The organism is Pedobacter sp. KBW01, from assembly GCF_003852395.1.
GTDB lineage: Bacteria > Bacteroidota > Bacteroidia > Sphingobacteriales > Sphingobacteriaceae > Pedobacter.
This window is the reverse complement of record NZ_QAJQ01000008.1, coordinates 55,563-81,222: the sequence shown is the minus strand read 5'-3', so window position 1 is coordinate 81,222 and position 25,660 is coordinate 55,563. Positions and strand designations below refer to the sequence as shown.

The 25,660-nt window shown below is 38.7% G+C and carries 19 protein-coding genes; 12 read left to right on the top strand and 7 right to left on the bottom strand.

Features of this window, described 5'->3' with window-relative positions; translation table 11 throughout:
• The first annotated feature begins 40 nt into the window (after positions 1 to 40).
• Complete coding sequence (locus DBR40_RS09510; RefSeq protein WP_124559520.1) at positions 41 to 1,360, top strand: sensor histidine kinase; 1,320 nt, start codon at positions 41 to 43, stop codon at positions 1,358 to 1,360.
• A 94-nt stretch (positions 1,361 to 1,454) separates the two neighbouring features.
• Here DBR40_RS09510 and DBR40_RS09505 read toward each other — a convergent pair whose 3' ends face one another.
• The 3 genes from DBR40_RS09505 to panB all read right to left on the bottom strand — a co-directional run bounded on the left by DBR40_RS09505 (position 1,455) and on the right by panB (position 3,609).
• The gene (locus DBR40_RS09505) at positions 1,455 to 1,880 is read right to left on the bottom strand and encodes a hypothetical protein (RefSeq protein ID WP_124559519.1); all 426 of its coding nucleotides are present in this window, start codon (positions 1,878 to 1,880) and stop codon (positions 1,455 to 1,457) included.
• A gap of 87 nt (positions 1,881 to 1,967) precedes the next feature.
• Positions 1,968 to 2,654, bottom strand: a complete 687-nt coding sequence (locus DBR40_RS09500; protein WP_124559518.1) for an RluA family pseudouridine synthase — start codon at positions 2,652 to 2,654, stop codon at positions 1,968 to 1,970.
• Positions 2,655 to 2,793: 139 nt separating this feature from the next.
• Positions 2,794 to 3,609: a 3-methyl-2-oxobutanoate hydroxymethyltransferase gene (gene panB / locus DBR40_RS09495; protein ID WP_124559517.1), complete on the bottom strand. Its 816-nt coding sequence runs from the start codon at positions 3,607 to 3,609 to the stop codon at positions 2,794 to 2,796.
• A 321-nt stretch (positions 3,610 to 3,930) separates the two neighbouring features.
• Here panB and carA point away from each other — a divergent pair, with 321 nt between their 5' ends.
• The 4 genes from carA (at position 3,931) to DBR40_RS09475 (ending at position 7,977) form a co-directional block, all read left to right on the top strand.
• Positions 3,931 to 5,043: a glutamine-hydrolyzing carbamoyl-phosphate synthase small subunit gene (gene carA / locus DBR40_RS09490; RefSeq protein WP_124559516.1), complete on the top strand. Its 1,113-nt coding sequence runs from the start codon at positions 3,931 to 3,933 to the stop codon at positions 5,041 to 5,043.
• Positions 5,044 to 5,234: 191 nt separating this feature from the next.
• The gene (locus DBR40_RS09485) at positions 5,235 to 5,999 is read left to right on the top strand and encodes an ABC transporter ATP-binding protein (RefSeq protein WP_124559515.1); all 765 of its coding nucleotides are present in this window, start codon (positions 5,235 to 5,237) and stop codon (positions 5,997 to 5,999) included.
• Positions 6,000 to 6,062: 63 nt separating this feature from the next.
• On the top strand, positions 6,063 to 7,184 hold the full coding sequence (locus tag DBR40_RS09480; RefSeq protein ID WP_124559514.1) for an ABC transporter permease: 1,122 nt from the start codon (positions 6,063 to 6,065) through the stop codon (positions 7,182 to 7,184).
• A gap of 112 nt (positions 7,185 to 7,296) precedes the next feature.
• Positions 7,297 to 7,977, top strand: a complete 681-nt coding sequence (locus DBR40_RS09475; protein ID WP_124559513.1) for an XAC2610-related protein — start codon at positions 7,297 to 7,299, stop codon at positions 7,975 to 7,977.
• A 27-nt stretch (positions 7,978 to 8,004) separates the two neighbouring features.
• Here the strand turns inward: DBR40_RS09475 and DBR40_RS09470 are convergent, their stop codons facing one another.
• From DBR40_RS09470 to kbl, 4 genes are all read right to left on the bottom strand, one after another.
• Complete coding sequence (locus DBR40_RS09470; RefSeq protein WP_090501759.1) at positions 8,005 to 8,580, bottom strand: TetR/AcrR family transcriptional regulator; 576 nt, start codon at positions 8,578 to 8,580, stop codon at positions 8,005 to 8,007.
• 1 nt (position 8,581) lies between these two features.
• Entirely contained in the window at positions 8,582 to 8,989 is a 408-nt protein-coding gene (locus DBR40_RS09465; protein ID WP_124559512.1) for a hypothetical protein, read from the bottom strand.
• Positions 8,990 to 8,992: 3 nt separating this feature from the next.
• Positions 8,993 to 10,033: a phenylalanine--tRNA ligase subunit alpha gene (gene pheS / locus DBR40_RS09460; RefSeq protein ID WP_124559511.1), complete on the bottom strand. Its 1,041-nt coding sequence runs from the start codon at positions 10,031 to 10,033 to the stop codon at positions 8,993 to 8,995.
• A 146-nt stretch (positions 10,034 to 10,179) separates the two neighbouring features.
• A complete protein-coding gene (kbl, locus tag DBR40_RS09455; RefSeq protein ID WP_124559510.1) occupies positions 10,180 to 11,367 on the bottom strand; it encodes a glycine C-acetyltransferase in 1,188 nt (395 codons plus the stop codon).
• Positions 11,368 to 11,616: 249 nt separating this feature from the next.
• Here kbl and DBR40_RS09450 point away from each other — a divergent pair, with 249 nt between their 5' ends.
• The 7 genes from DBR40_RS09450 (at position 11,617) to DBR40_RS09420 (ending at position 25,652) form a co-directional block, all read left to right on the top strand.
• Entirely contained in the window at positions 11,617 to 14,064 is a 2,448-nt protein-coding gene (locus tag DBR40_RS09450) for a DUF5686 and carboxypeptidase regulatory-like domain-containing protein (RefSeq protein WP_124559509.1), read from the top strand.
• A 132-nt stretch (positions 14,065 to 14,196) separates the two neighbouring features.
• Positions 14,197 to 15,138: a rhodanese-related sulfurtransferase gene (locus DBR40_RS09445; protein ID WP_124559508.1), complete on the top strand. Its 942-nt coding sequence runs from the start codon at positions 14,197 to 14,199 to the stop codon at positions 15,136 to 15,138.
• Between the two features lie 147 nt (positions 15,139 to 15,285).
• Positions 15,286 to 18,168 (top strand): triple tyrosine motif-containing protein, encoded by a 2,883-nt coding sequence (locus DBR40_RS09440; protein ID WP_124559507.1) that lies wholly within the window; start codon positions 15,286 to 15,288, stop codon positions 18,166 to 18,168.
• Between the two features lie 372 nt (positions 18,169 to 18,540).
• Positions 18,541 to 21,570 (top strand): SusC/RagA family TonB-linked outer membrane protein, encoded by a 3,030-nt coding sequence (locus DBR40_RS09435; RefSeq protein WP_124559506.1) that lies wholly within the window; start codon positions 18,541 to 18,543, stop codon positions 21,568 to 21,570.
• A gap of 11 nt (positions 21,571 to 21,581) precedes the next feature.
• Positions 21,582 to 23,066 (top strand): RagB/SusD family nutrient uptake outer membrane protein, encoded by a 1,485-nt coding sequence (locus tag DBR40_RS09430; RefSeq protein WP_124559505.1) that lies wholly within the window; start codon positions 21,582 to 21,584, stop codon positions 23,064 to 23,066.
• Between the two features lie 21 nt (positions 23,067 to 23,087).
• A complete protein-coding gene (locus DBR40_RS09425) occupies positions 23,088 to 23,915 on the top strand; it encodes a LamG domain-containing protein (RefSeq protein WP_124559504.1) in 828 nt (275 codons plus the stop codon).
• 69 nt (positions 23,916 to 23,984) lie between these two features.
• Positions 23,985 to 25,652 (top strand): glucoamylase family protein, encoded by a 1,668-nt coding sequence (locus DBR40_RS09420; RefSeq protein WP_124559503.1) that lies wholly within the window; start codon positions 23,985 to 23,987, stop codon positions 25,650 to 25,652.
• Positions 25,653 to 25,660: the final 8 nt, after the last annotated feature.

The following is a 25,660-nucleotide window of genomic DNA, read 5'->3' as shown; positions in this document are numbered from 1 at the left end:
TCGGCACATTTTCCATCTTAAATAAAACATCATCCAGAAAATGAAGTTACAGGTTAAGTTTTCTTTATATAATGCGATCACCAAAATTGCCATTATTCTGGTTTTGGGAGCCATCATTTTATTTTCTCTGGATAGACTTGCTTACAATCAGTTTGATAATCGTCTGATTAAAAAGAAGAATAAAATAATTGAAAACCTTACCGACAATGAAATTGACAGCCTGCTAAACAAGGAACAGTCTTTTACCGATTACAATATATTAAAGGAGGAATTTATTGTTTTAACCGATATTCCGGATAACCAGACCGACTCGAGTGCCAAGGTTTTTACCGAAAAACGGGAAATTGAAGGTGACATTGAGGTTTACAGGATTTTAAATTATAAATTTTCTTATCATACCAACTGGTATAACCTCGAGATTGGAGAAACCATGACCGCGCTCCAATCGATTAAGAATTCTATCCGATTTTATATGTTGGTAGTACTGGTAGCTGCTTTATTAGTCACCTTGGTTGCCGATTATACCTTTTCGAATTTCCTGTTAAAACCATTTTATCTCATTATCGATAAAAAAATTAACCGGGTTGATGATCCTTCGCACTTTAATTACCAGAATATCCCCACCAATACCGACGATTTTAAAATTCTTGATAACAGTATAAACTCTTTAATGCGTAAAATAAATAACCTATTCGCATTAGAAAAGCAATTTATTGCCAATGTTTCGCACGAATTGCTTACACCTATCTCTATTTTAAGTACCCGTTTCGAGAATATGCTCAACACCCCCGGTATTCCGGTTGAGCATGAAAACAAAATATACGCTTCTTTAAAAACATTAAATCGTTTGAAGGTAATTATCAATAGCTTGCTTTTAATTTCGAAAGTAGAGAATAATCAATACCTGAAAACAGAAGAAATTAGCTTAAAACAAGAACTAGAAGATATCTACGAGGATCTGGAAGACCGGATTACGGATAAAAAAATTACTTTCAGGGTTAACCTGTTAAAAGATTTTCATTTTACCGGAAACAAAGCCCTGATACATACGCTCCTGGTAAACATCATTAACAATGCCATAAAATACAATGTTACCGGTGGCTCAATTGATATCTCCGATAAAATGGATCAGGAACACTATATCCTTACTATTGGCGATACCGGACAAGGCATGAGCCAGGCATTGGTAGAAGATGCTTTCGATCGTTTTAAAAGGGGGAACAGCGAAGAAAATGGATTCGGTTTAGGGCTGGCGATTGTTCAAAGTATTGCAAAATTTCATAAAATTGAAGTAGATATCCAATCAGAAGAACACAAGGGCACCCGCATTTCATTGTTTTTTGCACAGAAAATTAGTTGAAAGGCTGCACTATAAAGCCATAGATGGTAACTATTCCTTACAATTTAGCCGTAAACAAAAAGGTTGCCTATTGCAACCTTTTTAATCCTTTTAATTACTTTATAGCTTCCGTCGCCGCTTTCGACCATTCTTCGCTTAGCTTTAGCACATAGTCAGAATACTTTTGTATCTCGTCAGGCTTAAGCTTGCCGGCCCAGGTTGTTGCCTGGTTGGCCCAAACAGTATATTTTTCACTAATTGCTTTAATTTCGGCTGCATTTTTAGTCTTTAAAGCCGCTACATAATCATCTTTCAATTTAGCATATTCGGCCAAACCTTTGTTCACTTCTTCGCTCGAAAAAGATGGGACATTGGTTTTAACAACTTCAGTCGTTTTTGTAGTAACTTTTGTAGTCGTGTCTCCATTAGCAGAAACCATACTCGAATCTTTAGTAGTCTCTGTTTTTCGGGTATTTTCGCAGGAAACAAGCGTTATAGCGAATAAAGCAATCGCAGCAACGGCGCAGATGGTATTTTTCATTGTTTTTTGGTTTTTTATCTGATAGTGGTTAAAGATTGTGCCAAAAAATGCAATCCTTTCAAAACCAGGAAAAACCAAAACTAAATATTAAAGGTTTTCGAATCTTTCCCAAAAGCCATCAACCGGTAATTTGGCAAAAATATTTACGGGTTCTTTTTTAACCGGGTGAATAAACTGCAGGCGGCGTGCATGCAAACAAATACTTCCCTTTCTGCTTCCGCGCGGGTAACCATATTTATTATCGCCCATAATAGGACAACCCATTGAAGAAAGCTGTACTCTAATCTGGTGCGACCGTCCTGTTAAAGGATCAACTTCTAATAAATAATAATCGCCAACCTTAGCTTTTACTTTATAAGAAAGCTCAGCACGCTGACTGCCCGTAACTTCAGTATTGTAATAAGAAACCACATTTTTCTGCGGGTTTTTAACCAGCCAGTGAACCAGTGTAGCCGATTCTTTTTCAGGCTTGTTTTTAACTACAGCCCAATACGTTTTCTTTACTTCTCTATTCTTGAAAACGGCGTTCATCCGCTCTAGTGCCTTACTCGTTTTGGCAAAGAGGATAACTCCACTTACCGGCCTGTCTAAACGGTGCACTACACCTAAAAAAGCACCGTTTGGTTTGTTGTACTTTTTAGCAATATACTTTTTAACCTGCTCATCCAACGGTTCATCACCAGTTTCATCAACCTGCACAATATCCCCGCCCCTTTTATTAATGGCAATGAGGTGGTTATCTTCAAAAAGTATGTCGTTATCAGTAATGGGCATTATAAGGGTTAAGTGGTTAATTGTGCAAATCGGTTATTTCAATGGCCAAATTGTAAGATGGCTAAATTGTTAACTGCAAATTGTTAACTGAATACTATTTCAGAAGGGTTAATCGGCCAATTGATTCAAAGCTTCAGGCTTAATACTGTTCCTTCTCGCTTGGAAAATCGTTAGCTTTTACATCGCGAATGTAAGATTGTGCAGCACCCAGAATTTCGTCGTACAAATTAATATATTGGCGTAAAAAACGTGGTTTAAAACCCTTGGTTAATCCAATCATATCGTTTACAACCAGTACCTGCCCATCGCAATGCTGACCTGCACCGATACCAATAGTTGGAATATTCAGGCTTTCTGTTACTTCTTTACCCAGAGCAGCCGGAATTTTTTCTAAAACAATACCAAAACAACCTGCAGCTTGTAAGGCAAGGACATCAGTTTTAAGCTTGTTGGCTTCTTCTTCTTCTTTTGCGCGTACCGTATAAGTACCAAATTTATAAATAGACTGTGGCGTCAAACCTAAGTGCCCCATCACCGGGATTCCGGCAGTAATAATACGCTGCACTGATTCTATAATTTCTTCTCCACCTTCTAATTTAACACCGTGCGCACCCGACTCTTTCATAATCCTGATGGCCGAATTTAAGGCTTCCTTCGAATTTCCCTGGTAAGACCCAAAAGGCAAATCGACTACAACAAAAGCACGTTTAACAGCCCTGATAACTGAAGCTGCGTGGTAAATCATCTGGTCTAAAGTAATAGGCAAGGTAGTTTCATGCCCAGCCATTACATTAGAGGCCGAATCGCCTACCAGTAAAACGTCCAAACCTGCGTCATCCAAAATGGTTGCCATAGAATAATCGTAGGCCGTTAGCATAGATATTTTTTCACCACGTTGCTTCATTTCCTGTAGCGTATGTGTAGTGATCCGTTTAATTTCTTTATGTACCGACATGGAATTTGTTTTGTGTTGCCAAAAGTATTGTTTTTTCTTTAATTAAGCCGAAAAGACCAAAGCTAAAAGACTAAAGCTATCTCAGATAAAAATCATTTTTTATCTAAAGGGAGTTTCATTGCTTTCTGCTTTAGTCTTTTGCTGCTGACTTCAACGTTATTTTACTTTTCTCTTTAAATTATAAATCTAAAACCCTATCTTTGTACCCCGAAATGGAAGGGATATATTCATCTTTTTTTGCACCCCGCAAAAACAGCTTTAATGCTGAGAGAACCCCTTTTTCCAACTCTTTTTTAAATCAAAATCCATATTGTAATTACCATGACTAACTACACCAAGTTACCTGCGATTTTATTACTGGCCGATGGCACAGTTTTTTACGGCAAAGCGGCCGGAAAAATTGGCACCACTACGGGCGAAATTTGTTTTAATACCGGGATGACAGGTTACCAGGAAATTTTTACCGATCCAAGTTATTTTGGACAGATAATGGTTACTACCAATTCACATATTGGTAATTATGGTATCCATAAAGATGAAATCGAATCAGGTTCGATTAAAATTGCCGGTTTAGTTTGTAAAAATTATAACATTGTATATAGCCGTAAACAAGCTACAGAATCAATCCAGGATTATTTCCAGAATGACAATTTAGTTGCTATTTCGGATATCGATACCCGCGCATTGGTTCGCCATATCAGGGATAAAGGCGCAATGAATGCCATTATCTCTTCAGAAATCACAGATTTAGAAGAACTAAAGCAAAAACTGGCCGAAGTACCATCAATGGAAGGTTTAGAGCTTTCTTCTAAAGTGAGTACTACCGAGCCTTATTTTTACGGTAACCCTGAAGCAAGTTTAAAAGTTGCTGCTTTAGATTTAGGTATCAAGAAAAACATTTTGCGCAATTTCGAAAGCCGCGACATTTATGTTCAGGTTTTCCCGGCAAAAACTACATTTGCTGAAATGGAAAAGTTTAACCCTGATGGTTATTTCATTTCAAACGGTCCTGGCGATCCATCGGTTATGCCTTACGCTGTTGAAACCATTACTGCAATCTTAGCTGCCGATAAACCTCTTTTCGGCATCTGTTTAGGTCACCAGTTATTGGCAGAAGCCAATGGCATTGGTACCATGAAAATGTTTAACGGTCACCGTGGTTTAAACCACCCGGTTAAAAACATCATTAAAAACCACTGTGAAGTAACTTCTCAGAACCACGGTTTTGGCGTAGTACCAGAAGAAGTAATTAATTCTGATAAAGTTGAGGTTACACACGTAAACCTTAACGATAAATCGATTGAAGGTATCCGTGTTAAAGGTAAAAAAGCCTTTTCGGTTCAATACCACCCTGAATCTTCACCAGGCCCACATGATTCGCGTTACTTATTCGATGATTTTGTATCGGTAATCAAAGGCGAATTAACCTGGTAATTTAAGCTTAAAGTAAAAAGACTAAAATCGCATACCATAATCTGCGGATCTACGGCAAATTTCAGGCTGGAGATTCGCAGATTTGTTTTTTTAACCCATTTCGCCTGAACAAAACATCATTTTACCGACATTTTAAGTCATAACTGATAAAATTCATTTTCAATTCATTTAAAGCTCCTTACATTCGCAACATGGAAACACCCAAAGCTATTATCAGTGTCAAAAACCTGGTAAAAAAATATGATGATTTTGTGGCCGTTCAAGGTCTTAGTTTTGACGTTTACGAACATGAAATTTTTGGTTTACTTGGCCCAAATGGTGCCGGCAAAACCACTACCCTCGAAATTATCGAAACTTTAAGGGATAAAACATCGGGCGAAATTACTGTTGATGGCTTCTCTGTAGAGAAACAGGCGCAGGAAATAAAACAAATTATAGGTGTACAGCTACAGGCCGCAGGTTATTACCCTAACTTAAATCTTATTGAGCTGATTGAGCTTTTTGCGGGTTTATATGGCGCCAACATCAAGCCCATGGAAATGCTGGAAAAAGTAAACCTGCAGGATAAAGCTAAAGCCAAATACAAAGCACTTTCTGGAGGTCAGAAACAACGCTTTTCTATTGCTACCACACTTATTAACCAACCCAAAATTATCTTCCTCGACGAGCCTACTACCGGTTTAGATCCACAAGCCAGAAGAAACTTATGGGATCTGATTACTGAAATCCGCAATGCAGGCACAACAGTTGTAATTACCACACACTACATGGATGAGGCAGAACAACTTTGCGACCGTGTGGCCTTTGTAGAACGCGGCGAGATCATTGCGCTTGATACACCCGACAATCTGATCGATCAATTGGTAAACAGCGGTTTCGAACGCAAAAAAGAGGTAAAAAAAGCTAATCTGGAAGATGTTTTCATCAACTTGACAGGCAAAGAGTGGAGAGAGTAGTAATTACCCACCAGAGGAACTAAAATCTAAAACATAAGCCTGTCATTAAATAGCAGAATTAATATGCAAAAAGATATACAAGATCAAAATTCAAGGTCCCACACGGGGGCGAACGGTTACAGCAATACCACAGCAACCCTGGCTTTGGCAAAAGCGAGTTTCCGTTCTATTATGCGAAGCCCTTCGGCTGTGGTTTTCACGCTCGCCTTTCCCCTGATATTTATCCTGGTTTTCGGGTTTTTAGGCGGCGGCGGTACCCACATCGATGTTGGTATTACTCCGGGATCGGATATAAACAATCCGGTAATAGGCATGCTGGAGAAAACTGGCATGATCAGACTGGTTAAAGACAAACCAAAAGCGGAGTTCGATAAGCTGCTTGAAAAAGGAAATGTTGATGCCATGATTGATGTGCACCGGAAAGTAAATACAGCAGCCTATTCAGTAAATGTTGTTTACACTTCTGCGTCAAGAGATAAAGGCGGTATTTTAAAATCAGTACTGAACAATCTGTTTTACGATAAAACGTTAAAACCATCGGTTGCCGAAATACGCGAAAGCACCATTACCGGACGCGAATATAAAACGATAGACTTTATTCTGCCAGGCCAATTAGGCTTCTCATTATTAAGCACCGGTGTATTCGGAACAGCCTTTGTATTTTTAAGCCTGCGCCAAACTCTGGTCATTAAACGCTTTTTTGCTACGCCTGTAAAACGATCGAGCATTGTAATTGGCGAAGGTATTGCACGTATAGGTTTTGCATTGATTGGGGCCTTATTTATCATATTATTAGGCCATTTTTTCTTTGGCTTTACACTTATTCATGGCGCACTCACGGTCGTCAACATGTTGCTGCTGGCTACTTTAGGGGTAATTGTTTTTATGGGATTTGGCTTTATTATTTCGGGTATTGCCAAAAATGAAAGCATGATCCCTCCTATTTCAAATATTGTAACCCTTCCGCAATTCTTACTATCGGGAACTTTCTTTTCAATCGAGGCCTTCCCGAACTGGTTACAACCTATTAGCAGAGCGTTACCACTCACCTATTTAAACGATGCCATGCGTAAGGTAGCCTTTGAAGGGCTTGGCCTTTGGGATGTAAAATTTCAGATTATGATTCTCTTAATCTGGGGAATAGGTATTTATGCAGTTGCCGTTAAAGTATTCAAATGGGAATAATCAGAAAAAATTAACCTGGCGCCGGGCAACAGTTAGTTACCCACTATGAAGCGTTAACCTTTTTTAACCTTTTGCAAGAGAATATTAGGTTAATTTTATCGAAATTTTTTGAATGAAAAACTTAATATTCTCTTGTGCTTTTTTACTGATTGGGTACAGTTTACAGGCTCAGTTTAAATTTTTGGCCAATAACAGCTCAAATAACTTCAAAGCCAAAATTTTTGTAGAAAATTGCACCACAGGACATTGCAATGGAAAAGCTACCATTATTTTGTATGATAAGATTACGGACCAGGAAATGCAGACTTTTACTTCAAAAGACCTGGATTTTGGCTTGACTGAAATGCAAAACGCCCAACTGGGCTGGCTCGATCTTGGTAAATACCAAACCCCACTTATATTTGGCGATTTCAATTTTGACGGTACCGAAGATCTAGCAATCAGAAATGGCAACAACGGTGCTTACGCCAGTCCATCTTACGATATTTACATCTCAATTAACAATAAACTTGTGTTGAATGCAGCATTAACTAAACTAGCCAGCGAAAACCTTGGTTTGTTTGATGTTGACAAGAAAAACAAACAGCTTGCTATCCATCTGAAAAACGGTTGCTGCTTTGATAAAACCATCAACTACAAGTTTGATGTTAAGAAAGAACTTTATGAAGATTCTTCAGTTATTGAAGATTCGAGTATTGCAGATAATGTTACTGTAATTACCCAAAAACTGGTTGACGGCAAGATTAAAAAAACCGTGCAAAAATTTAAGTTTAAAGATTACTATAACCAATAAACATTTAATTTATGCACGGCTTAGGCACTAAAGCGCAGCCTTTACCAAGAATGGTAATATTTCTTTTTGAAAACTCACGAAATTCTTGCGCACATCCGAATCGCTAACCGAAGTAAAAGCGAACGAAAACACAATACTTTTACTTGCCTTAAGCAGAAAAGCCAATCCTTCGCGACGGGCGGGGTTGTTTTTAAAGTTATCTAACTGCAGATAGGCCGCTAGCAATAATGCTTCCAACTGATCTGACAAATGTTTTAAAAACTCCTGAGAGTTTGCATTTTCGCGCACAAAATCCCAACCGATAAATTCGTTACAGGCGGTAAAAGATAAACGGCTGGTTTTCATTACCAGTGCCTTTAAATGCTCTTCTTCGCTAGCGTAACTTACTTTGTTATTTAATATTTCGTAAAGGTTCTGGTCCAGATAATCCATCAGGATACTATCTAAAACCTGCTCTTTACTTTCAAAGTATTTATAAATGGTTGCTTTAGCAATACGTGCTTTTTTAGCAATTTCGTTTACACTGGTTTTATGATAACCGTATTTTCTGAAGAGTTCTTTGGCCGCCTTTTTTACTGTTTCTTTTATTTTTTCAGCTTCCATTCTAATTGCTTACGTGTATTAATGTATTGCCCTGTACTGAAACATTGTAGCTTTTTAAGCTTCTTTCGGCAGGGGCTTTTTGTGGGCTGCCATCATACAATGAAAATTTTGCTCCCGAACAGGCGTCAGTTGCAGTTACCCCACTATCATCAGGTGCTACCTTGCATATTTTCTCCGGATTCACCGTACTGCAACGATCAAAAGCGACATAGGTATTAAATGGTGTTTTAACCACAAGTAATCCGCCAACGCCATAGCCTGGTACAACCAAAACGTTATTAACAGCTTTAATGCTAAATTCAGTTAATGTTACATTGTAGTTTACCGGAACATCAGGAATGTAGCCTTCATCTTTACCACAACCCGCAGTAAAGATCAAGACAAACAATATGCTGTAGAGATACCTCATGTTTTAGATTAAAGCCGATTTAAACTGCTTTAAAAAGCGTGCATCGTTTTCTGAGAACAGGCGTAGATCTTTAATTACGTATTTCAGGTTGGCTATACGTTCTATACCCATTCCAAATGCAAATCCGCTATATTTTTTCGAATCGATGTCACAGTTTTCCAATACATTTGGATCTACCATACCACAACCCAAAATTTCTACCCAGCCACTATGTTTACAAAGCTGGCAACCCGAACCTTTACAAATGGTACAAGAAATATCCATCTCTGCAGAAGGTTCAGTAAAAGGAAAATACGACGGGCGGAAACGAACTTTAGTACCTTCGCCATACAACTCCTGCACAAAGTAAAACAAGGTTTGTTTTAAATCTGCAAATGAAACATTTTCATCTACATATAAACCTTCTATCTGGTGAAAAAAGCAGTGTGCCCTTGCCGAGATAGCTTCGTTACGATATACACGACCTGGCATAATAGCCCTGAATGGCGGCTGTCCCTGCTCCATCATCCGCACCTGTACAGAAGAGGTGTGCGTACGCAAGGCAATATCGCCTTTTTCGCCACCTTTTTTAATGAAGAAGGTATCCTGCATATCTCTTGCCGGGTGCTCTTCAGGGAAGTTAAGTGCCGAGAAGTTATGCCAGTCGTCTTCAATCTCCGGTCCTTCGGCTACAGTAAAGCCCAGTTTGGCAAAAATCTCAACAATCTCTCTACGCACAAGTGCCAGCGGGTGACGGGAACCAATCTCGAAACCTTCGCCGGGCAATGTCATATCGGGTTGTGTATGATCTGTTTGCTGATCAGAACTTTCTGTCGATTCTTTTAACACCTGGTATTTCGATTCGGCCAGTTGCTTAAATTCGTTCAGCACCTTACCTAGAGATCTTTTTTCTTCGACAGAAACTGTTTTAAATTCTTCGAAAATCTCTTTAATGATACCCTTGCTTCCTAAATATTTAATACGGAACTGCTCTAATTCATCTGCTTTTTCGGTTACAAAAGCATTGATTTTTTCGGTATATTGTGTTATTTTATCCTGTAACATGGCTTCAAATATACAGCAAATTATCTAATATTTTTAAGGTTACCGAGTTCAAATAATCAGTTTACAATAGCATTATAAAAGAAAATGAACCCGAAACAAAAAAAGCCGCAAGAAGCGGCTTTTGAATGATATAAAATTTAGGGCTATTAAATTACACCTAATTCTTTTCCTACTTTGGTAAAGGCCGCAATGGCTTTATCCAGGTGATGTTGCTCATGCCCTGCCGATAACTGCACCCTGATTCTTGCTTTACCCTGAGGTACAACAGGATAGAAGAATCCAATTACATAAATACCTTCGTTAAGCATCTTAGCCGCAAACTCCTGTGCAATTTTTGCATCATAAAGCATTACCGGAACAATTGGGTGGAAACCAGGCTTGATATCAAAACCTTCAGCCATCATTTTTTCGCGAAAATATTTAGTGTTTGATTCCAGCTTATCTCTTAAGGCAGTGGTTTCGCTCAACATATCAAGCACAGCAATAGATGCACCTGCAATAGCCGGAGCTAAAGTGTTAGAGAATAAATACGGACGTGAACGCTGACGCAGCATATCGATAATTTCTTTCTTACCTGAAGTAAAACCACCTGAAGCGCCACCTAATGCTTTACCTAATGTACCTGTAATGATATCAATACGGTCAATTACATCGAAATGTTCATGTGTTCCGCGACCATTTTTACCAATAAAGCCTGTACAGTGCGATTCATCAATCATAATTAATGCTTCGTATTTATCAGCCAGATCAGCAATTTTATCCAATGGCGCAACAGAACCATCCATAGAGAAAGCACCATCGGTAACAATAATGCGGTGTCTGCAATCTTTAGCTGCAATTAATTGTTTCTCCAGATCTTCCATATCTGCATTTTTATAACGGAAGCGTTGCGCTTTACACAAACGAACCCCATCAATAATTGAAGCATGGTTCAACTCATCCGAAATAATGGCATCTTCTGCATTGAACAAAGGCTCAAAAACCCCTCCATTGGCATCAAAGGCAGCAGCGTATAAAATGGTATCTTCAGTACCTAAGAATTTAGAAATTTTGGCTTCCAATTCTTTGTGCACATCCTGTGTTCCGCAGATGAAACGAACAGATGACATTCCATAGCCATGATCATCGATCGCTTTTTTAGCCGCTTCTATCACCTTTGGGTGTGATGAGAGCCCTAAATAGTTATTTGCACAAAAGTTTACTACCTCGGCTCCGCCACTTACCTGAATGTCGGCACCCTGAGGGGTAATTATGATCCGTTCGCGTTTAAATAATCCAGCGTTCTCAATTTCTTCTAGTTCTTTTTGAAGAACCGGTTGTAATGTTTTATACATGGCCTTTAATATGGTTGATTGTTGGCTCCAAAGTTATAAAAAAAAGCCTTACAGAACCAAAAAGGCAATTTTAATGGCTTTATTAAAGAGACAAACGTTTGATGTGGATTGAAACTAACACCGGGTGATATATTGTTTTATAAAAATTAGCGTTGTTATTATTTTTTTGCCAACTTAACAAACTTTAACACATGCCTGTATGTATAGTCTTAAAAGTTATTCGATATTTATAATTTACTAATCTAACTTATGATAAGAATTTGCGCGCTCCTGTTACTTTGTAGTCTTACCCATATTGCATTTGCTCAACAATTTACAGTAACCGGCACAGTTAAAGATAGCAACGGTCAGCCTGTTCCTTTTGCTTCGGTATATTTAAAAAACACTACTACCGGCACATCAGCCAATGTAGATGGCAAGTATTCGGTAAAATTAAAAAGCGGCCAGCAAACTTTGAGTTTTAGGGCTGTAGGCTACAAACAACAAGATCATATTATTAACCTTACCGATGATATTGCCCTAAATGTAACACTAAGTGCAGAAAGTTATACTTTAGAAAATGTAAATATCAGGGCAAATGCCGAAGATCCGGCTTATGCTATTATGAGGAAAGCAATTAAAGAACGAAAAACACATTTAAATGAAGTTAAAAGCTTTAGTTGTGATGTTTACATTAAAGGCGTTCAACGCTTAAAAGGCGCCCCTAAAAAGTTTTTCGGCCAGGATATACAGAAGGTTTTGGAGCTCGATACCAACCGCAAAGGGATTATCTATCTTTCAGAATCGCAGAGCAAATTCAATTTCAGCCGGCCGAACGATATTCACGAAGAAATGATTTCATCAAAAGTAGCCGGACGCAATAATGCTTTCAGTTTCAATAAGGCTTCTGATCTGATTATTAATTTTTACGACAATTACCTGCTGGAAAACAAATTAAGCGCTAGGGGCTTTATATCTCCAATTGCCGATAATGCCTTGTTCTATTACAAATACAAGTTACTTGGCGAAAGCACGGAAAATGGAGAGCTGATTCACAAGATACAAGTAATTCCACGCCGTGAAAACGACCCAGTATTCAGGGGCATAATTTACATTATAGATAATAGCTGGAGGATTTACAACACCGATCTTTTTCTGACCAAAAACGCAGGCATCAACTTTATCGATACACTAAACATCAGTCAACAGTTTACTAAAGTGAAAGAAGTATATATGCCAACCTCAATCAACTTTCAGTTTGCAGGTAATGTACTGGGGTTTAAAATTGCTGGTTATTATGTTGGTGTGTACAGCAATTACAATATCGATCCTAAATTTTCTAAAAACTTCTTCAGCGGCGAAATATTGAAGGTGACAGAAATGGTTAACAAAAAAGATTCAGCTTATTGGGTCAACAACAGGCCTATTCCCTTAACTGAAGACGAAAAGATAAATTATGTTAAAAAAGATAGTATAGCTAAGCTAAAGGAGTCGAAAAAATACCTCGATTCGTTAGAAAAAGACAATAATAAATTTGGCATTGTAAAACTGTTACTCCGGGGACATAGCATTAACGATCGTTACGATAAAGAATACTGGTATTTTGATCCAGTGCTTAGGGCATTTTTTTACAATACCGTAGAGGGTTTTACGATTAAATATGGTGTTACCTACCGTAAAACTTTCGAAAATAGAAGATCGTACTCCATCCGTCCGGAGTTGAGATATGGTTTTGCCAATAAGAAACTAACTGGAAGTTTAACCGGAAATTACTATTACAACCCGCTAAAAAGAGCCAGTGTTGGTGCATCATTTGGTAACGGTATTTTTGACCTGAACAACCTGGGCTCCATGACGGCCCTGGGTAATAGCATAAACTCGTTATTTTACGAAAAGAATTTCCCTAAATTTTATGAAAAAAGCTTTGCTAACATTAACACAACCAGAGAACTGGCTACAGGCTTACAAGGTAGTTTAGGCATCGATTATAGCCATAACAAAAACCTGACTAACAGTAGTAATTTTAAGTTTATTGATGCAAAGGATAGAGAATTTACCTCTAACAATCCGTTTAGCCCGACGGAAGAATTACCGCTTTTCCCTACCTATAATTCGTTTAGTGCTACTGCCAGTTTAACCTATACCATCGGGCAAAAATACATTAGCCGACCGGATGGCAAATTCTACACTGAATCGAAGTATCCCAGAATTACCGTTTTATATAAAAAAGGCTTTAACAATGTACTAAACAGCGATATAGATTACGACTTTGTAAAAGCAGAAGTTTATCAGGAGAGAATTGGTTTGGGTTTACTGGGATATACTTCATTTTTGGCGGGCGTTGGTAAGTTTATCAACAACAGTAAAATGTACTATCCCGATTTCAAACATTTTTCGGGAAACATCTCTACCATTTTTCCACCAAATTTCAGAAAGTTCCAATACCTGGATTTTTATCAGTTCAGTACCAACCAGCAATATTTTGAAGCGCATGTGGAGCATAATTTTGCGGGCTTTTTCATGAACAAAATCCCGTTGTTGCGTAAAGCAAAATTAGAGGAATTTATAGGTGGTGGCTATTTATCGTCGCCAGAAAAACGAAATTATAAAGAATTTTACTTCGGTATACAGCGCTTGGTTTTAAGGGCCAGTTATGGCTTTGCTTACGATGGGGGGCGCAAACTGACGCAAGGATTTAGGATTTCTTACGGACTTTAACATGAAAAATGTAAGATGGATGATGGAGTTTACCCGCTATCTTACATTTTCCTTTTTCCATTTTTACATCTTACATAATTCTCTTATCTTTGCACCGCTTTAAACGCCGTTTGCAACGGTATCAACAGCGTTATGAAAAAATATCAGACACTACTTTACTATTGCTATAGCTACATAGCAGAGGCAGAGCAATTTGCTGCCGATCACCTAAAATTTTGTAAATCACTAGGCCTGGTTGGCCGTATCATCGTTGCCGACGAAGGTTTAAATGGTACTGTTTCAGGTACTCCAGAAGCCTGTGAAGCTTACATGAAAGCCATTCACGCGGATGAAAGATTTGCCAAAACAGAATTTAAAGTAGACAATGTAGAAGAACTTTCGTTCTTAAAAATGCACTGCCGCTACAAATCGGAAATTGTACATTCTGGTTTAAGAGATACTTCGATTATCAATCCAAATGAAAAAACAGGTAAACACTTGGAACCGGTTGATTTCATGAAAATGAAGGATGACGAAGATGTAGTAATTTTGGATGTACGTTCTAATTATGAACATAACCTAGGCAAATTTAAAAATGCCGTAACCCTCGATATTGAGAACTTCCGCGATTTCCCTGAACAAATTAACCAGCTCGCCCAATATAAAGACAAGAAGATTTTAACCTATTGCACCGGTGGCATTAAATGCGAAAAAGCATCTGCCCTATTATTGCATCATGGTTTTAACGATGTGTACCAATTGCATGGTGGCATTATCAAATACGGCAAAGAAGCTGGTGGAAAAGATTTTGAAGGCAAGTGTTACGTTTTCGATAACAGGATTGCGGTTGATGTAAACCAGGTTAACCCAACGGTGGTTTCTGTTTGCTATAATTGTGGTGTTACTACCCCTAAAATGATCAACTGTGCTAATCCGGAGTGCAATGAACACGTAACCCAATGCGATGCATGTGGCGAACAGCTTCAAGGCTGCTGCTCGGAAGCCTGCACCACGAATCCACGTAAGCGCCCTTATGATGGAACTGGTTATTATGTAAAAGTACCGCAGCCGGTTGGAAAACTTAGTTTAGCTTAAACTTACTCCTAACTTATTTATATAAAGCAGATGCAATATGAAACTTCATACTGTGTCTGCTTTTTTGTTTCGGTTGATCAACAAGTTAGTCAATTATCATTTTTTTATTTAATTTGTGTTTTAATCAGCATCCTAATTTAGCATTACATGCAAAAACTTCTATGTTTTCTTTTATTGCTTGTCGTTTGTACTTCTACCCATATTTTTGCTGCTGATATTAAAAGCATTGGTGTACCGTACATAGAAAATTATCCAAAATCAGTTTATTCATCAGGTAACCAGAACTGGAGCATAGCAAAAGACAAAAATGGTGTAATGTACTTTGGTAATGCCGAGGGTTTATTAACTTTCGATGGCCGTTACTGGCAGAAATACAGAATGCCAAACCGCCAGATTGTTAGAGCCGTTGCTACTGATAACCAGGGTAGAATATACACAGGCAGCTTTGGAGAGTTTGGCTTCTGGGCTATCAAAAACAACAAATTAAGCTATAATTCACTTACCAATCTCCTCCCAAAAGGTATAAAAATAGATGATGAAGTTTGGAAAATCTATATAGATCGCGACCGGGTAATTTTTCAATCTTTTTCAAAAATCTTCATCTACAAAAACAATAAAATCGAAGTGGTAAAGTCGCCTTCTTCTTTTTTGTTCTTGCATAAAGTTAATCAACGGTATTTTATAGAGGTGCTGGAGCAAGGCCTGTTCGAGCTTATTGGCAATAAACTGGTACACCTGCCGCAGAGTGAGCAAATGGGCAAAGAAGGAATTCTCTCCATTTTACCTTATAAAAACAACGGACTGATTATTGGCACCAGTAAAAATGGGCTTTTTACTTACGATGGCAACAATTTCACCCCTTTAAACACCCCGGCAAACAATTACCTAAAAACCTATCAGTTAAATAATGGTGTAAGTTTATTGGGCAAATATTATGCTTACGGCACCATTTTAAACGGTTTAATCATTATCGATGAAAATGGCAGGGTTGTGCAACGCATTAATAAATCGAGCGGATTGCAAAACAATACCATATTAAGTTTATACGCAGATAATGAGCAAAACCTCTGGACAGGTTTGGATAACGGAATCGACCGTATTGAACTCAATTCTCCCCTTTATTTTTACTTTGATAAAACAGGTCAGTTTGGTACCGTATACTCCAGTATCATTTTTAACAATAAAATTTATCTCGGCACCAATCAGGGCCTATTTTACAGCGAGTGGTCGCCGTATAATCTCCTCCCCTTCAATTTTCGTTTAATACCGAATTCGCAAGGACAGGTTTGGGAATTGGCCATTATCGATAATGAGTTAATTTGTGGCCATAACAGCGGTACCTTTAAGGTTTTGGGCGATCAAATAGAATGGATATCAAGATCATCGGGTGGCTGGACCATTAAAAAACTAAATTCTAACCCAAATTACCTGGTTCAGGGTACTTATACAGGCTTATCTCTCTTTACCAAATCACCAGGTGCAGGATTGAGGTTCGCAACAAAAATAGCAGGATTTGGAGCTCCTTCGAGATATGTTGAGCAAGACAACAGAGGCGACATTTGGGTGGGCCATGCTTACAAGGGCTTATTTAAATTAAGCCTTAGCCCCGATTATACCAGGGTAACGAGCACCAAATATTTTGACGAGAAAAATGGCTTACCAGGCAATTACAACATCAATATTTTCAATCTGGAGAATAAGATTGTCTTTTCATCTGATGCTGGTTTTTACACCTACGATGAGTTAAGTAATAAATTCACCAAATACGAGGTACTCAATAAAAACCTGGGCTCTTTCGAAACCTCGAATAAAATTATCCCAGCCGGAAGTAAAAAATATTGGTTCATCAATCACGGTAAAACCGCTTTGGTTAATTTTAGCGAACCTGGCAAGATAGAAATAGATTCGAACCAATTTAGCATTTTGGATGGCCGGATGGTGCAGTACTATGAAAATATTAGCCGCATAAGTGATTCAATTTATCTCATTAGTGTTGATGATGGGTTTGTGATTTATAATCCAACGGCTGAGCTAAACATCCAGAAACAAAAACTACCAGCCGTGTTGATCAGGCGGATTGAAGATATTACCGATAAATTTTCGCTGATTAGCGAAACTGGCAATGGCGAGGAGCCTACTGAGATTCAGAACAGCAGAAACAATATCCGCATTTCTTATACACTACCTTATTACAGGCAGGCCAAAGTGAAATATCAGTTTTACCTGGAAGGTTATTCGAGAACTTGGTTTGACTGGACTTACGCTACCCAAAAAGATTTTACCAACCTAAGTGCTGGTACCTATACTTTTAAAGTAAGGGCAAAAATTGATGACAGCACAGTAAGTGCCGAAACAGTTTATACATTCACCATCCTACGCCCGTGGTATTTGAATAATTGGGCTATATTATTTTACACCATTTTATTTGTGGTGGTTTTAATTTTGGGCAAAAAGATATATGAAAGGAAACTGCAGCGCGACAGTCAAAAAATTACCAACCGTTTAAAGGCAGAGCAACAGGAAAGATTAAGACAGGAAGCCGAAATTAGCGAAAAGCAAATCATTAAGCTCCAAACAGAAAAACTTCAGGCCGAGCTCGCTTCGAAAAACAGGGAACTGGCCAATTCTGCTATGACCCTGGTGTATAAGAATGAGCTGCTTCAAAAACTGGCAGATGATATAACCAAGCTTAAAGATGAAAACGGGAAGAAACTTTCTGATGAGCAAACCCGCAAAATACAGAAAGTAATTAACGACGGTATGAACGACGAGCGCGACTGGCACCTGTTCGAAAACAGCTTTAATGAAGCACACGAAAGTTTCTTTAAAAAGTTAAAGGCGCAACATCCTGATCTCGTACCTAACGATTTAAAGCTCTGCGCTTATTTAAGGATGAACATGAGCAGTAAAGAAATGTCGTCCTTACTGAACATCAGTTTAAGAGGTGTAGAGATCCGCAGGTACCGCCTGCGCAAAAAACTAGAAGTACCGCACGATAAAAATTTAACCGAGTTTTTAATGGAGCTTTAGGCTTTCGCATTCCTGAATTTTTCATTTTAATTCATTGTAAGATCAGTCGCCCCCTGGTACGGAAACGTTTGCGTAAAAAACGGTTTTTATCACTTTTTTGAAGTTTTGCCCTCACCAGGCACTACATCATTACCTCTCATAGCACTTTTTAAAGCCCCACAAAACACTTGGTGTGTTTTATACACTTACCCAAGTGTTAATGTTTTGTTAAAATTCAAAAAAACTGCGTTTTTGACCCAAAATCGCATTTGGTTTATTTAGGTGTGAAACCTTACAGCTGCTGTTGATGTATTAATGTAGAGGTAAAAACACTTGCACATCCACAAAAACAACCCCACATTTAACTAACAATTAAACTAAATTTTAATAAGCATGAAAAGAATCTTTACAAGAATTTCTGTTCTGGCCGTATTTTGTTTACTCGCAATTAACGTAGCATTTGCGCAAAACATTACTGTGAAAGGTAAGGTAATTGATGGCGGCGATAAAACTCCATTGCCGGGCGTATCTATTTTAATTAAAGGCACACAAAACGGTACACAGACAGATGTAAACGGCAACTACTCCATTAGTGTGCCGGGCAACGCCACTCTGGTATTTAACTTTGTTGGCTATACAGCACAAGAGCAGGCTGTAAATAACCAAACTACAATCAATGTATCCTTAGCTTCATCAACACAACAATTAGAGCAGGTTGTGGTTGTTGGTTATGGTACGCAGAGAAAAATTGATGTTACCGGATCGGTAGCTTCAGTTAAAGGCGAAGACATTTCAAAACAAGCGTCTGTTAATGCAGTAAGCGCATTACAAGGTAAGGTAGCAGGTGTTAATATTACCAACTCTGGTACGCCAGGTTCAACACCTCAAATCACAATCCGCGGTACAGGTACTATTTTTGGAGCCTTAGGTGTTTTATATGTAGTTGACGGAGTATGGTACGATGATATCAGTTTCTTAAACCCAGCTGATATTGCTGACATGAGTATCTTAAAAGATGCATCATCCCAATCAATTTATGGTATCCGTGCAGCTAATGGTGTTATCCTGGTAACCACAAACAAAGGTAAAACCGGTAATCCTGTAATTAACTACAACGGTTCAGTTGGATACAAAAAAGTAACCAACCAAATTGAAATGGCTAACGCTACAGAATATGCAACGATTATCAACGAATTATCGGCATCAAACTCCGCTCAGGCATTGTTTGCGAACCCAGCCAGCTATGGTGAAGGGACTAACTGGTATAATCAGGCCTTTAGAAATGCCCTGCAAACCAATCATCAAATTTCTATAAATGGTGGCACAGAGAAAACAACTTATAATTTTTCACTAGGTTATACAAATGAAGATGGTATTGTTAAAACCCAAAACTGGAAACGTTATACTGCTAAATTTTCAAATGATTTTCAAGTGTTGAAATCGTTAAAATTAGGTTATTCTATCTCAGGTACGTCAATTAACTCCAATGACATAAATGGTGGTATTTTCCGTCAGTTATATGCTGCTGGCCCGGTTGTTCCGGTTTACTACGCAGATGGAACTTATGGCGATGCAAATGATTTCAGCTTAGGTGGTGGTAATAACTTCAACCCTCAGGTAACCTTAGATTTCTTTAACCAAAAATCTAAAAACTACCGCATAAACGGTAATGTTTATGCAGAATTAACTTTTGCCAAAAATTTTACTTTTAGAACAAGTGCAGGTGGCGACTTCGGACAAAATGAAGTAAGAGGCTATACCCCTTCTTATCAGGCAACCCAGGGTCAAAGAAATGATATCAGTAAGTTAATTGTTAACAGAGATGAAAACAGAAACTGGATTCTTGAAAACACTTTAACCTATAAAAACACATTTGGTGATCATAATTTAACTTTATTGGCTGGTACAACAGCTCAAAGAAGAAAGAATTATTATATCAACTCCAGTGCATTAAATGTTCCATATTCAAGTGATGGCGATTTATATCTGGCTTTAGGTACAGCCTCGAATCGTGAGGTAATTGATGGAGGTAGTTTATCAACTTACCTATCTTACTTCGGTAGAGCAAATTATTCATTCAAAAACAAATATTTATTGAACGCTACATTACGTGCCGATGCTGCCTCGCAATTTTTTGGTGGTGGCGATCTTTGGGGTTACTTCCCTGCAGTTGGTGCTGGCTGGGTTATTTCCAATGAAGATTTCATGAAAGACCAAAATGTAGTGAATAACTTAAAATTAAAAGGATCGTGGGGTAAAGTAGGTAATGCTGGAGTTCCATTAAATCCAACTACTTTAACAGTAACGCAAAGTGCTGGTTATGTAGCTATTTTTAATGGCGTAGCGTATACTGGAGCAAGCGTTGCTTCGTTAGTACCTTCATTCTTAAATTGGGAACGTACAACAGGTACCGATATCGGTATTGAAGCCGCATTCCTTAAAAATCGACTGAATATTGAAGCTAGTTATTACAATAAGAAAACCGAACAGGCAATTTTCGAAATCCCGATCTTAAGCTCAATTGGTACTTCCTCAAGTAGAATGATTGGTAACCAGGCCGATTTACAGAACCGTGGTTTTGAGTTTTTAGCAACCTGGAGAGATCAACCGAAAGATGATTTTAGCTATTCCATTAGTGCAAACATAGGAATTAACAATAACAAAGTGTTATCGGTAATTACCGGTTTAAATCCAATTTACAATGGTGGGCAAGGTATTGCTAATGGTGCTTTGGCCACACGTACCGTTCAAGGAGGTCCAATCGGATCATTCTTTGGTTATCAGGTTGCCGGCATTTTCCAAACTCCAGCGGAAGTTGCAGCCTCTGCACAAAATACTTCTGCTAAACCTGGAGATTTTAGATATATAGATCAAAATGGTGATGGTGTTATTGATGGAAAAGATCGTGTTGTATTAGGAAATCCAAATCCTAAATACAGTTACGGTATCAATACAACTTTCGCTTACAAAGGATGGGATTTGTCATTCGATATTCAAGGTGTGGCAGATGTTGATGTTTACAATGCCAACATTGCCTATCGTTTCGGTAATGAGAACTTCAGCAAAGATTTTTACGATAACAGATGGCATGGTGCTGGTACCTCTAACACTTACCCTTCAGCGAACGTTGGTTCAACAACCAATGCAGCTCCAAACTCTTTCTATGTTGAAGATGGTTCATATATCCGTCTAAGAACAATTCAGTTAGGTTATGCACTCCCTGCAAGCTTAATGAGCAAATGGACAATGAAAAAAGTAAGGGTATTCCTTGATGCACAAAATGCAATCAACCTATTCGGTTATAAAGGTTTTACACCAGAAATTGGTTACGATGCTGGTTCAGGCCCTATCTCAAGAGGTATTGATGCCAGTGTGTATCCGCTTTCTGCTATTTATAGATTAGGTCTTCAAGTGCAATTCTAATACATACGACGATGAAATTAAATCATAAAAAAACATATATTCAAAAGTTTGGATTTATAGCTTTATGCGCAAGTACATTAGTGATACCCGCGTGTAAAAAGGATTTCCTGAATGTAGATCCTCAGGCCAAACAACCAGCGGTAACATTCTGGAAAACCCAGGATGATGCCACAAAAGCAGTTAACGCTATCTATGCCAATTTAAGAACCTGGGGAAATACAGCTTTCCCGGCTTTAGCAGTGGAAAGTATCCCTGGCGATGACGCCGAAAAAGGAAGTTCTGCAAATGACGCCAGTTATTTAAACAATTTTGATAACTATACAGCTTCTTCAACAGAAGGCCAGTTCGGCGGTTTTTGGGAAGCTCAGTATCAAAATATCAACTTGTGTAACCAGGTATTAGATAATATTCCGGCTATTAGCATGGATGCCAGCCTAAAGTCGCGCTACATTGCTGAAGCAAAATTTGTTCGTGCCTATTCTTATTTCAGATTAGTGCGTGCATTTGGTGATGTTCCTTTACGTTTAAACATACCAAAGGATGCCTCAGAATTTAACACTCCAAGAACACCAAAAGCTCAGGTTTATGCTGCAATTGAGAAAGATTTAGATGATGCTGCTGCAGTATTGCCTCAAACATACCCTGCTGCTGATTTAGGTAGAGCAACAAAAGGTGCAGCATTAGGTTTACATGCCAAAGTTGCGATGTATTTAGGCAAATGGGATGCTGTTCTTTCTTACACCAACACGGTTATGACTTTAGGTTACGATTTATATCCTAACTTCCAGGAAGGATTCCGTACCACCCGCGAAAATAACATCGAATCTGTATTTGAAATTCAATGCGAACTATTGCTAAACAATAAGGATGCTTCTAACTCTCAATACAGTCAGGTTCAGGGTGTTCGTGGTTCAGTGGCAGGCTGGGGCTTTAATGTGCCAACTGCTGCACTAGCTGCTGCCTTTGAGACAGGCGATGTAAGAAGAAATGGAACAATTATCTTCAGAGGAGAAACTACTCCACAAGGCGATGCAATTGCAGCAACAGGCGATAACCCAATGTATAATGAGAAATCTTATGTTCCATTTAGCTTAATTGTTTCTGGCTACACCGAAGGTTCTCAACAAAATGTACGTGTACTTCGTTTTGCCGACGTTTTATTAATGAATGCTGAGGCTGCTAACGAGCTAGGCAATACTACATTGGCTAAAACATCTTTAAACAAAGTTCGCGCTCGTGCCCGTGGCGGTGTTGCCGGTGTTTTACCTGATGTTACAACCAATGACAAAGATGCATTACGTCAGGCCATCTGGAAAGAAAGACAAGTAGAATTAGCTATGGAATCTGATCGTTATTTTGATGTAATTCGTCAGGGTCGTGGTACTGCTGTTTTCGGTGCTAAAGGCTGGAAAGCCGGTAAAAACGAAGTTTGGCCAATACCTTCTACCGAGATCGATAAAAGTGCAGGTACTTTAACACAAAATCCAGGTTATTAATCGCTTTTAAATTTTACAAAAATGAAAACAAAATATTTTTTATTGATGGCGACAGTAACACTGGGGTTATCATCCTGCCAAAAAGAATTTGATCCGGCCAGTTATGCCCCACCACTAAACATTGGCGGCTACACCAGCTCAAAGCAAATTGCTACCAGCAGCTTAGTAGCCTACTGGGCTTTTGATGGCAGCTATACCGATAGTATTTCTAATACTGTTGGTGTTAACACCGGAACCTCTTTTGCAAAAGGAATTAAAGGACAAGGCTTACAGGGGGCTTTAAATGGTTATGTGGTATCTAATACCCCAGCAGCGGTTCAAAGCTTAAAAAGTTTTACACTTTCCCTTTGGGAGAAAATGCCTTTAAACGATAAAGGGATTGTTGGTTTGGTAGATGTAGCTAAATCTTCTGATTTTTGGGGTAACCTTACATTTTTCTTTGAAAATGGCGGTGACGCTACCACTGGAAAATTAGTTGCAAGAACTTATACTGGTGTTGTTAACAACGGAGGTGATAATTTCTTAAAACTAACAGATCCATGGAACAAATGGAATCAAATTGTATACTCGTACGATGCTGCGACATCTACATTTAAAGTTTACTTCAATGGATCTAAAATTGGCGAAAAAACGGTAGCTAACTTAGGTCAATTAACTTTCCAGGATGCTGGTAAAATGGTTTTTGGAACGGTTCAATTCCAAACTACGCCAAGTTTAACTACATCAACTGGTAAGCAAGATTGGGCTAGTTATCTGGTTGGTCAATTAGATGAAGTTCGCATTTACAATAAAGCTTTAACAGCAGATGAAATCAGTGCTCTTGCAAAGCTTGAAGGTAGAGGAAAATAAAAATCCTACCTCAAAATAGGCACAATTTAAGGGGCTGCCAAATGGTAGCCCTTTTTAAAATCTCCCGAAATGAAAAAAAACTATTTCTTTATTCTAATCCTTTCTGTTTTTTTCTTTGCTTGCAAAAAAGGCGGCACCAACGATCCCGTAATAGATCCGGTTGCACCTCCATCAACTTATTCTTTTGCCGATTTAAAAGTAAACGGCACTTACAGCGGCTTTACCTATTATGGTTTAAACAATACGCCTGTTGTTAAAATTACCTTCTCTTCTGCTATCAACCTATCTTCTGTTAGTGGAAACATTACCTTAACCGATGCAGCCGGAAACACCGCAGCATTTACCCCAACCTTAGAAAATAACGATAATACCGTTGTAATTACCTCTTCGACATTGCAACCTATTACAAAATATATTTTAAACATTAATACTGGCTTGTTATCAAAAAGCGGAAACAAATTGCAATCGGCAATTACAGTAACCCTGATTACCGCAGTTGACGATACCGACAAATTTGCCCGCGTTACAGATGATGAACTACTTACCCTTGTTCAAAAACAAACCTTTAAATATTTCTGGGATTTTGGCCACCCAACCAGTGGTTTGGCCCGGGAGCGCAATACTTCCGGCAATACGGTTACTTCAGGTGGTTCGGGCTTTGGTATTATGGCTCTGATTACCGGGATTAGCCGTAATTTTATTAGCAGAGCAGATGGATTGGCAAGGATACAAAAAATAGTATCTTTCTTAAAAACCGCCGATCGCTTTCATGGCGCCTATCCACACTGGCTGGATGGAAATACCGGAAAAGTAATTCCATTTAGCGTTAAAGACAATGGTGGCGATTTAGTAGAAACTTCTTTCCTAATGGCAGGTTTAATTACCGCCCGACAATATTTTAACGGAATTGACGCAGCAGAGACTACTTTAAGAGCCGATATTAATTCCATCTACAATGGTGTAGAATGGAGCTGGTACCGGAAAGACAACGGCAATACCTTATACTGGCATTGGAGCCCCAATTATAACTGGGATATGAATTTACCCATTAAAGGATGGAACGAGTGTTTAATTACTTACGTGATGGCCGCAGCCTCTCCTACTTTTGCTATTCCTAAAACTGTTTACGATACCGGATGGGCACAAAATGGAGCCATGAAAAACGGCAGTAGCTACTATGGGGTTCAACTCCCGCTAGGAACAGCGAACGGTGGTCCGCTATTTTTTGCGCACTATTCTTTTATGGGCATTAATCCAACCGGTTTAACAGATGCCTACGCCAATTACGAAACGCAAACTAAAGCACATGCTTTAATCAATTACAATTATTGCAAAGCCAATCCACAGGGTAATTATGGTTACAGCGAAAACTGCTGGGGTTTAACAGCCAGCGATATTCAAAGTGGATATACTGCAAGTTCGCCAACCAACGATGTTGGAACCATAGCGCCTACAGCAGCACTCGCTTCTATGGCTTACACTCCCACCGAATCGATGCAGGCACTAAGGTATTTTTATTACAAGCTGGGCAATAAAACCTGGGGCGATTATGGCTTTTACGATGCTTTTTCATTAAAAGACCAATGGTTTGCCACCTCAACCCTGGCGATAGATCAGGGACCTATAGTGGTTATGATCGAAAATTACAGAACAAAACTAATCTGGAACTTATTTATGAGTGCCCCGGAAGTAAAAGCAGGAATGAAAAATCTTGGTTTTAGCAGTCCAAACCTTTAACAACACAC